This is a genomic window from Mycobacterium sp. THU-M104 (assembly GCF_049197365.1).
GTDB lineage: Bacteria > Actinomycetota > Actinomycetes > Mycobacteriales > Mycobacteriaceae > Mycobacterium.
Genome location: NZ_JBMIOP010000029.1, coordinates 1 through 10,599, shown reverse-complemented (window position 1 = coordinate 10,599; position 10,599 = coordinate 1). Strand labels below are relative to the sequence as shown.

The window sequence follows — 10,599 nt, the reverse complement described above, 5'->3', positions numbered from 1 at the left end:
TGCGGGCCTCATCCTCCACCGTCTGCGCATGGGTCTCGAAACGACCCGCCATCGCCCGCATCTCATGCGGATCAGTCAAAAAACGCGTAGCCATGTTGCCGTGGTCTCCTCTGTTGTCTCATGAAGTGCCCGTGAGTTGGCCAGACCACTACTCGGTCATGTTCAGCGGCCTGGAGTCGTGCTCGACGAGGCCAAGACAGCAAAACGCATCCGCCTCGCCGAGCACATCAAGACGTGCCCCTGCCTGTCCGCCGTCATACGAGCGCACGAATTCGAGCGGAGTCGAGCCTGGAACCCGAGTCGATCGACCGCCCGGTGCTGCCCGGGAAAGCGCGAAGACGACGTTGACCGAGGCCCCGGAACCGCCCACTCAGGTCAGCCGGCAGCGACAGCGTTGGCGGCCTCAGTGGCCGCGTACGAGCCGGAGCTCATCGACAGCGTGTTCACGAACATCTCGTGAATCGCCTGCGCCTGAGCACTCACCGCCTGGTACATCTGGGCGTGCGCGGCGAACTGGGCCGCGGTGAGCGCCGAAACCTCGTCGGCTGCAGCGGGCACGACCCCGGTCGTGGGGGCCGCCGCCGCCGCGTTCTGAGCGCTCATGGTGGCGCCGATACCCCGCAGGTTCCCGGCCGCCGCAGCCAGAGCTTCCGGCTGTGTGGTCACGAACGACATACTGTTTCCTCCTCGATAATCGTTCAGCAATCACTCTCGGATGAGAGTAGACGACAACGTAGCGCCAAGCCGCCTTCGGCGTACCCTGATCGACACTGTTCACCAAACGGCACCACAAATTCACCTTCCGTAACGCCAGGGTAACAGCGCGCAACCCGACTCGGAGCCTCTCACAACGCAGTCACAGCGAATCGGTCACTACCCGGCGAACGGTGGCCTGGACATGACCACGGGCCGGAACCCGTACCGCGGCCCGGACCCGGCCCCGCTACCGGCGCCGGCACCGGCACCGGCCAACGGCATCCCACCGAGCAGGTTCCCGGGTCCGCCGGCACCCGCGGCCGCCTCGGGGGCGGCGCTGACAGTGCTGACCAGCTGCGCCGGGGCATTCGCCAGCGGGGCGGTGGCACCCGACCACGAGACCGGCACCGCGAGCTTGCCGCCGATGGAGCCGGCGCCGCCCATGGTCGCCGACGCGGCATGGGCGGCAACGCCGCCGCCACCACCGCCGAGCAGGCCGCCCAGCCCGCCCAGGCCGGGAAGGGCCTTGGCGGCGCCGCCGGCGGTCGGCGCGATACCGCCGAGTGCACCCGTCGTCTTGGCGATCTGAACGCCGAAGTTACCCATACCGACGGAGAAATAGGGTAGACCCTCGGTGTTGTACCAGAGCGCTGAGTAGTTGTTGTAGCCCGCAATATACGTCCCGATGTTGCTGGGCAGCACGCTCTGACCACTGATGAGAAACCACAGCTCGGTGAGCAGGTTGTTCGGGCTGAACTGACTTGCATTGGTGACCCCGGCGGGAGTGGCGAGGTTTTGCAGCTGACTCGGTAACGACGAGATGATGTTCTGCAGACTGTTGGTGGTCGAGCCGCTCGCCGCGCTGCTCGTTGCGGCCGACTGCAGCGACTGGGCGGCGGGATTGGCGATGGCCGGTGCGTTCTTGTAGGGCGTCACCTTGGTGGCCGTGGAGGACTGGGCCGCATAGGCGTACATTGCGGTGGCGTCCTGGGCCCACATCTGGGCGTACTGGGCTTCCAGCTGCGCGATGATCCCGGTGTTCTGCCCCAGGACATTGGTGGCGATCGCCTGGGCCGTCTCGGTGCGGTTGGCCGCCACCAGCGGCGGGGGCACCGTGGAAGCCAGCGCACTCTCGTAGGCGGCCGCGGCCGCGCGCGCCTGGGCGGCAGCCTGCTCGGCCTGGGCCGCGGTGGTGCTCATCCACGCCACATAGGGCTGGACGGCCGCTGCCATCGACGCCGAGACCGGCCCCAACCACTCCTCACTGCTCAGGGCGGTGACCACCTTGTCGTAACTCAGCGCCGTGGAGTTCAACTCCGCGGCCAGCCCGTTCCACGCCGAGGCCGCCGCCACGAGCGACGACGAACCCGGACCCGAATACATCCGCGCGGAGTTGACCTCCGGCGCAATGGCACCAAAATCAATCACCTGTGACCTCCTTTAGCCGGTCGCGGCCGCGTTGGCCGCCTCAGTCACCGCGTAGGATCCCGAGCTCACGCCCAGGGTGTTGACGAACATCTCGTGAATCGCCTGCGCCTGAGCGCTCACGGCCTGATACATCTGCGCATGGGCGGCGAACTGCGCGGCGGTCAACGCCGACACCTCGTCGGCAGCCGCGGGCACCACTCCCGTCGTCGGAGCCGCCGCCGCGGCGTTCTGGGCGCTCAGCGTCGAGCCGATTCCCTGCAACGTCCCCGCGGCCGACGCCAGTGCCTCCGGCTGCGTAGTCACGAACGACATGCGATCCCCTTTCCGGGAACCTTCGAACTCGACAGATTCCGAGATTCAGTGGTCATGGTCATGTCCGGGCTTATCCGGGCTTATCCGGCCGATGGCGGGCGCACCACCACGCTGTAGCGGAATCCGTACTTGTTGACGTAACCGGAAGCCGCACGTCGGCCCCCGGATCCCAGCGGTATGCCGCGTAGGAGGGCGTTGCCAGGCGCGTTGTTCGCCGCCGCCTGGACGGGGGTGCCCTCCATACCCTTGACGATGGAGCTGACCTCCGTCGCCGGTGTGGTCGGGGTGGCCCATCCCGAGGGCACCGACAGGCCCCCGATCCGGCCGGCACCCCCGGTGCCGGCCGACACCGCTGAGACGCTATGGGCGCCGAGGCCCAATTGCGCGAACTGCGGTGTCGGGTACCAGTAACCCCCGACACCGGCCGTCGTGCCGATACCGAAGACCAGCTGCTGGGCCATGTTGTACGCCTGGTAACCCGCACCGTAGCCGTTGTATACCTGAAGCAAGTTGTGGAACCACGTGTAGTAGGTCGCCTGGGTGATGCCGGAGGTGTTCCATGCGGTCGGGATCGAGTTCCAGGGCCACCCCAGCGCGGCCGGATCGGTGGTGAGCGTCGTCCAGAACTGCTGCAGCGGCTGGGGCAGTGCGCTGGCCGCGGAAACGAGTTGGGGTTGGGCGGTGGCGGCCTGCGCCACCGCCCTGGCCTGCTCGGCGCCCGCATTCGGGTTACTCGTCTGTGGCGGGGAGTCGAACGGGACCAGCTGCGAGGCGGTCAACGACGAGGCGAGGTACCCATACATGGCGGCAGCGTCCTGCGCCCACATTTCCAAGTACTGCGCTTCGGTGGCCGCGATCGCCGGCGTGTTCTGCCCGAAGAAGTTGGTCGCGATCAGCGTCAGCAGCGAAGACCGGTTCGCGGCGATCACCGGCGGCGGCACCGTCATCGCGAACGCCGTCTCGTAGGCGCCCGCGGCCGCCCTGGCCTGATTGGCGGTCTCCTCAGCGCGGGCAGCCGCCGCACTGAGCCACATCACATACGGCGCGGCGGCCGACATCATCGAGGCCGATGCCGGCCCCACCCAGGGTCCACCGGTCAATTCCGTGGTCACCGAACCGTAACCGGTTGCGGCGGAACCGAGTTCGGCCGCCAACTCGTCCCATGCCGAGGCGGCCGCCATCATCGGCGCCGAGCCTGGGCCCATGTACATGCGACCGGAATTGATTTCGGGCGGTATCGCCCCGAACTCAAACACCGTGCCCTCCCTTGTTGGGCCGTGGTCGTCGGGCGACCCCGACGTTCGAACAAGACCTGGACGGGGCCGCGGTCATGCGTTCGTCACATTCGCTGCTTCCGCCGCCGGGTCTGTGGAGTTCTCCGCTGCGCCTTTGCAGTCGGCAAATCGAGTCGCGAGGCAAACCGAACACGTTGGCGTGTTGTTTCGCGGCGGCGGACTAGCGAACCCTCAACGGGATTCCCATGAGACCGGTCACGAGCAACGCGCGGATACTGTTCGGACACCCCCATAGTCAGCAACCGAGCGACAGCTCGCTTACGGGCCGACCTGTCGCTCGGCACAGACATTAAGCTGTTGTACGCGGGACACCGAACGGAGACGCCAACTGTTCATTGCCCGCCGACCACTGTTCACTCGAAGTCAACGGCCGTTCATGTGCCGTTTGCTCGGCTGTTGACTGAGCGGACAGTGCCGTCAACCCTCCTCGAGGATGAGCGCCATTTCCGGGCAGGAGGCCACACCCTCGCGTGTCAGCTCCTCGTCCTCGGGCCGCACCTCGTGCTCTTCGAGGATCGAATAGCCCGAGTCGTCGATCGGGAACAGCTCGGGACTGACGGCGTAACACTGTGCGTGCCCTACGCATTTCGACTTCTCGAGACGAACCTTCACCTGAGTTCCTTCTTCGGCGGCTCCGACAAGCACACCAGGTCGGATTGACAACTCGCTAGGTAGATTAGTCGGTCGGTAGGGTCAGGTGGATGGCCGCACAGACGCGCGCCGCTTGAGCCCGGCATCGCACCCGAAAACGGATCGGTGCGTCGCCGGCGCGCTGCATGCACAATTGGCTCGGCCAGTAGCCTCGCCACATCGGGCGATCACCAAGACAGATAGGCGGACACCAGGTCGCATGAGCATTCTCGACGACTGGCAGCCTGGCTCCTCTCCCATGCCGCGGCTGGAATACTCGACGTTGCCGATGGCCGAGGACCGAGGTGCCGGATGGAAGGCCTTGCGCGATGCCGGGCCGGTCGTCTACATGAACGGCGCCTACTACCTGACCCGCCGCGAGGACGTGCTGAGGGCACTGCGCGAGGCGAACCTCTTCTCGGCGCAACTGGCGCTGCAACCCCCCGGCAGCCCCGTTCCGGTGTTGCCCTCGGCGTTCGACCCGCCCGAGCACACCCGCTACCGCAAGATTCTGCACCCGTACTTCAGCCCGGAAGGCCTGAGCAAGTCGCGGCCCGTGCTGGAACGCCACGCCAGAGACATGATCGCGGGCCTGGCGGGCCGCGGCGAATGCGAGGTGATGGCCGATTTCGGACGCCTCTATCCCTACCAGGTGTTCATGGATCTGTACGGGTTGCCGCTGACCGATCGCGACCGCGTGATCCGTTGGAAGGACGCGGTGGTAGCCGGCCATTCCGAGGGCGACGAGCTGTACGACTATTTCGCCGACGTCATCCGGCGACGCCGCACGAGCCCGGGCTCGGACTTGTTGACGCAGATCATGACCGGACCGGGCGAGCTCACCGACCTCGAACTGCTGGGCATGACGCACCTGCTGATCCTGTCCGGACTGGACACCGTGGCCGCGGCGATCGGCTTCTCGTTGTTCGAGCTGGCACGCAGGCCTCAGCTGCGCGGTGAGCTTCGCGAAAACCCAAAGCAAATAAGGGTTTTCATCGAAGAAATTGTCAGGCTCGAGCCTTCGGCGCCGGCCGCGGCCCGGGTCACCACCGACTTCGTCAAGGTGGGCGGCATGACGCTGCCCCCCGGCACACCGGTGCGGTTGTGCACGGCCGCCATCAACCGCGACGGCAGCGACCAGACATCCACCGACGAGCTGGTCGTGGACGCCACGATGCATCGGCACTGGGGGTTCGGGGGCGGACCGCACCGCTGCCTGGGCTCCCACCTGGCACGGATGGAACTGACCATCATCGTCGGCGAGTGGCTCAGGCAGATCCCCGACTTCGACCTCCCCGACGGCTACGTCCCGGCGATCCCATTCCCGTCGAAAACCTTCGCGCTCACGTCATTGCCGCTGCGCTGGAACTGACCATGAGTACGCGCGCAGAACATCAGTCGGGTGCATTCCGGCTGCCGCGCCTGGAGTACGCGACCTTACCGCTCAGCACAGACCGCGGCGCCGGCTGGAAGGTGCTGCGGGACGCCGGTCCGGTCGTGTACATGAACGGCCACTACTACCTGACCCGACGCGAGGACGTGCTGGCTGCGCTGCGCGACCCCGCGATCTTCTCGGCACGACTGGCGCTGCAGCCCCCCGGCAGTCCGGTGCCGGTGGTGCCGCTGGCGTTCGACCCGCCCGAGCACACGTTCTACCGCACGATCCTCGACCCCTACTTCAGCCCGCAGGCGGTGGGCAGATCCCGGCCCGTGCTGCAGCGCCACGCCGCCGAGATGGTCGCGGAGCTGGCCGGCCGCGGTGGGTGCGAAGCGATGGCCGACTTCGCCCGTCTTTACCCGTTCCAGGTGTTCATGGAACTCTACGGGCTGCCACCCGAGGATCGGGACCGCGTGATCGGGTGGAAGGACGCTGTGGTCGCCGGCAGATCCGCGGCGGGCCAGGGCGAGGAGTTGCTGGGGTACTTCGCGGACGCCATCGAGCGACGCCGCGGCAGCCGGGGCGCCGACATGCTGTCGCAGATGATGCACGGGCCCGGCGAGCTCAGCGACCTCGAACTGCTCGGCACGGTCTTCCTGCAGATCCTGGCCGATTTGGACGTGGTGGCGGCGGCGATCGGGTTCTCGCTGTTCGAGCTGGCGCGACGACCCACGCTGCGCGCCCAGTTGCGCACGGACGCCAGGCAGGTCAGAGCGTTCATCGAGGAGGTCGTCCGGCTCGAACCCTCGGCGCCGGTGGTGGCCCGGGTCACCACCGACTATGTCAAGGTGGGCGGGATGACGCTGCCCCCGGGGACCTCGGTGCGCCTGTGCATCGCCGCCATCAACCGCGACGGCAGCGACGAGACGTCCAGCGACGACCTGGTGATGGACGGAAAACTGCACCGGCACTGGGGTTTCGGCGGCGGACCGCACCGCTGCCTGGGCGCCCACCTGGCCCGGATGGAACTGACGGTGGTCGTCGGGGAATGGCTCAACCAGATCCCCGACTTCGCACTACCCGCAGACTACACCCCCGAGATCGCATTCCCGTCAAAGACGTTCGCACTCAAGGCATTACCGCTTCGCTGGGACTGAACTTACCGCCCGACGCAACCCCGGCGAACTACTTGCGGACCTCGGTCGCCGCTACCTGAACGAACACGCCGGTGTCCTCGGCCATCAGCAGGCCACGGCCACGGGGCAGCGGACCACCCTTCATCTTGCCGCGGATGAAACCCTCGTCGGGGTCGGCGTCCATCACGAGCAGCGGCGCATTCGCCTGGTGCAGCGCCCGCAACATCGGGTCGCTGCCCGCCGACGACCAGCCGCCGAACGAGCGGGTGACGATCACGTGCAGGCCCACATCGGCGGCCCTGGTCACCCACGGAACGACCTTGTGCAGCGGCGAGTCGAATCCCGTCGGGAGTTGCTGAATGTCGTCGACCATCAAGAAGATCTCCGGACCGCTCCACCATGACCGCGACAGCAGTTCCTCGGCGGACAAACCGGCTGGTGGCTCGCGTCCCGCCAGCACCTCGGCCAGTTCGCCCATGATGGCCTGCACGCCGTCGAGGTTGTAGGCGAACCTCTCCACGTAGTCGGAGCCCAGTGCGGTCAACAGTTGACGGCGCGGGTCGACCAGCCAGACCTGGGCCGAACGTTGCGACGTGGCAGACGCGCTGCTGGCCCCCGGAGCATACAGTCGCCCGATCTCGGCCATGATGGTGGCCATCGTGGTGGTCTTCCCGCATTCGCGCCGCCCCGTCACCATCAGGTGCGAGTTCTCGGCGAAATTGAGGTACACCGGGTTGAGGTCCAGTTCCGAGATACCCCAGGCGATCCCGCCGGCACCCACGCCCTGGCGGGTGTCCCGGGCGGCCAGCTCCCGCACCTGCTGGACGCCGAAGGTGGCCGGCAGCCGCCGCACCGGCGGGGCCTGCCCGCTCGTGATTCTGCTGACCGCCTCGACGATGCTGTCGGACTCGAACACATTGCTGGGCGTGCTGGCCAGCGCGGGCCGGGCCACCAGCGTGTGCAGACCCGACTGGGGGTCGGCGTCGAGGCGGATGTAGTTGACCGCGACCATGCCGCGACCCGGCTTGACCGGCACCTCCTTGGCGAACCGGGAACGCACCAGCTTGGCGTCTTCCACGGCCGCCAGCCGCAATTCGACGCGCGAGCCGAAACCGCTGCGCACCGGCGGGCGCAACTCCGATTCGCGGTCGGCGGTGACGATCACATGAACACCGAACGAGGGTCCCTGATTGATGATCAGGTTGACCTGCTCGATCAGGACCTCGTTCTCCTCGGCGAGCGCCCGGTAGTTGTCGATTACCAGGTAGACATCGCCGAACACGTCGGGCACCGGCCCGGGGGCACCACCGAACTTCCGGCGCCGGAACACCTCCATCGAGGGAATCCCGTATTCGAGGAACGTGCGCTTTCGGTCACGCACCAGCGCCAGCAACTCGGCCACGGTACGGCGCACGCCATAGGGATCCGTCGGGCCGACCACCTCACCGACGTGGGGCAGCTGTGCGATCGTGGTCAACGCGGTGCTGCTGTAGGCCAGGCAGTAGAACTGGACCTGCTCGGGGGTGTGGGTCATCGCAGCGGCGCAGATCAGCGTCTGCAGCGCCGTGGTCTTGCCCGAACCGCCAGCGCCGAGGATCAGGACGTTGGCGCCGGGGCCCGAGGTGTCGACCGTCCACGGCGGCTGGTCGTGCTTGAACGGACGGTCGATGATTCCGAGCGGGAACACCAGGTCCTGCGCCGTTCCGTAGTCCTGCTGCCACGGGTGCCCGAGGAACCGGTTGACCAGCACGTCGATCGCCGTGGCCTGGTTCAGCGGTGGCTGCCACAGCCGGTAGGGCTCGAACGGGATCTTGCGCAACTGGTCGATGATCACGGTACCGATCTTCGGTATCCGGATTCCCTCTTCGTCTTCCTCCTCGGCCTCGATGGGCATCGCCACGTGGGCCGACTCACCGTTCGTCGGGATCGCGACCTGATCCGGCCCCCCGACGCTGACCTCGAGCGGGGTGAAGGAGTTGGTGAACAGTTGCGGGCGTACGTAGTCGATGCTGTGCACCAGCCTGGGCGCTTCGTCGCCGTCGATCGTGACACCGCGGGGGATGAAGTCGCGCCACAGGAACTCCGCCTGGAACCGGACCGTGTCCTCGAGGCTCCGGCGGAAGTAACCCAGACCCGCCTGGGCCGGCAGGTTCACTGCGTTGGGCACACCGGCCGCCTGCGCCGCGCCCGCAGTACGGGCTTTCAGCACGAGGCGGTAACCCATGTTCTCCATGAGCTTCTCCGCCCGGCTCTCGATGGTCTGCGACGCCATCATCAGGTGGATCCAGTATGCGCGGCCCTGCCGGCCGATCGAGTCGAGCACGTCGACCGCTGTCGGCATGATGCGGAACCACTCGTAGAACTCGTCGATGACGACCACGAGCATCGGTAGCGGTGGCATGTCCTGGCCGCGGGCCCGCATCCGGAGGCGTACCGAGTTGTACTCCTTGGCGTCGTCCACGCCGGCGCTGTCGCAGATCGCCTTGCGGCGGGCGATCTCACCCCACAGTGCGTCCAGGAAGCGCTCCATCAGCGCCTGGTCTTCTTCCAAGTCGGTGATGATCCGCGACACGTGCGGTACCCCGGCAAACGGCTTGACCGCCGATCCACCCTTGAGGTCGGCCAGCACGAACTGCAGTTCCTCGGGCGGGTGGCTGAGCATCAGCGATTCGATCACGGTCCGCACCAGGGTCGACTTACCCGAACCCGTCGTACCGGACATGACGCCGTGCGGGCCGTCACCACCTTCGTCCAGTGACTTCATGTCAAGGAACAGCAGTTCGCCATTGTCGGAGCGGTTTCCGAACGGCGCACGCAACCGCGAACGGCCCATGTGGTCTGAGCGGCTGCCCCACAGCGCGTGGAAGTCGATGTCGGCCGGGTCGTCGATACCGTAGTAGGCCAGGATGTCACGGGCGCCGATATGGGCGACCCGCTGGCCGATCTCCTCGTACGCCTCGGCGAGACGCCAGCGTGCCACCTTCTGTGCGAACTCCTCGGCCTCCTCGATACTGAAGTGGTCGGTGAGCGCGAAGAACCACGGCTTCTCGTCGATCACCATCCAGGTGTCGCGGTCGCGGGGCAGCGCCTCGATGATGCCTTTTTCGTCGAAGCTGAGCATCCGCTCCGGGACCGAGGTCCACATGGGCGATCCGGTGAGGTCGAAGAATGTCACCCCATCGATGCCCTCGGCGCTGATCACGAACTCCCACTGGGGATCCGCCGCGTCGGCGATGATCACGGTGTGCGGCGTCGGCGTCTGCGCCGAGGAACTGGCATGCCGAGGCGTGAACGAACCCCGGCCCGCGAACAGCTCGGCCTGCTCGGCGGCGAACTCGCGCACCGAGCCGTACACCATCCGCGCGTTGCCCGCCGCGTCCTGACGCCGGGGGTCGCCGAAGTGCGGCAGCCACTTCACCCACTCCCATTCGTCGAGATCGGAACTCACCACGATCATCTGGACGTGGTCGGGTCCGTGGGAAAAGGCCAGCTGGCAGATGATCGCGCGCATCAGCCCCAGCGCCTGTTCGCGCTCCCCTTGCAGCGCGTACCAGGGCTCGACCAGCAGCGAGATCATCTTCGGCAGGTTGTAGACGACGCTCTGGTAGCGCCCGAACTCCTGCAGCGCCTTGCCGGTCACCGGCTCCAGCTCGATGTCGGTCGGCATGTTCTGCGGCTCACCCCAGGTCACCTCGGGGCGGGTCATGCCCACGCCGATCCGGAC

General features: G+C 67.0%; 8 protein-coding genes and 1 pseudogene. 2 read left to right on the top strand and 7 right to left on the bottom strand.

Annotated elements, in window-relative coordinates:
• From ACOJVU_RS02860 to ACOJVU_RS02835, 6 genes and pseudogenes are all read right to left on the bottom strand, one after another.
• Nucleotides 1-94, bottom strand: a pseudogene (locus tag ACOJVU_RS02860) (WXG100 family type VII secretion target); the annotation flags it as partial.
• Nucleotides 95-375: 281 nt separating this feature from the next.
• Entirely contained in the window at nt 376-675 is a 300-nt protein-coding gene (locus ACOJVU_RS02855; protein WP_421528387.1) for a PE family protein, read from the bottom strand.
• A gap of 198 nt (nt 676-873) precedes the next feature.
• The gene (locus tag ACOJVU_RS02850) at nt 874-2,124 is read right to left on the bottom strand and encodes a PPE family protein (RefSeq protein ID WP_421528386.1); all 1,251 of its coding nucleotides are present in this window, start codon (nt 2,122-2,124) and stop codon (nt 874-876) included.
• A 12-nt stretch (nt 2,125-2,136) separates the two neighbouring features.
• A complete protein-coding gene (locus ACOJVU_RS02845) occupies nt 2,137-2,436 on the bottom strand; it encodes a PE family protein (RefSeq protein ID WP_421528385.1) in 300 nt (99 codons plus the stop codon).
• An 80-nt stretch (nt 2,437-2,516) separates the two neighbouring features.
• On the bottom strand, nt 2,517-3,692 hold the full coding sequence (locus ACOJVU_RS02840) for a PPE family protein (protein WP_421528384.1): 1,176 nt from the start codon (nt 3,690-3,692) through the stop codon (nt 2,517-2,519).
• A 456-nt stretch (nt 3,693-4,148) separates the two neighbouring features.
• Complete coding sequence (locus tag ACOJVU_RS02835) at nt 4,149-4,343, bottom strand: ferredoxin (protein ID WP_421528383.1); 195 nt, start codon at nt 4,341-4,343, stop codon at nt 4,149-4,151.
• Nucleotides 4,344-4,581: 238 nt separating this feature from the next.
• Here ACOJVU_RS02835 and ACOJVU_RS02830 point away from each other — a divergent pair, with 238 nt between their 5' ends.
• Entirely contained in the window at nt 4,582-5,733 is a 1,152-nt protein-coding gene (locus ACOJVU_RS02830; RefSeq protein WP_421528382.1) for a cytochrome P450, read from the top strand.
• Between the two features lie 2 nt (nt 5,734-5,735).
• A complete protein-coding gene (locus ACOJVU_RS02825) occupies nt 5,736-6,896 on the top strand; it encodes a cytochrome P450 (protein WP_421528381.1) in 1,161 nt (386 codons plus the stop codon).
• Between the two features lie 28 nt (nt 6,897-6,924).
• Here ACOJVU_RS02825 and eccCb read toward each other — a convergent pair.
• Nucleotides 6,925-10,599, bottom strand: a 3,675-nt coding sequence (eccCb, locus tag ACOJVU_RS02820) for a type VII secretion protein EccCb (protein WP_421528380.1), incomplete at its 5' end; no start/stop codon positions are given.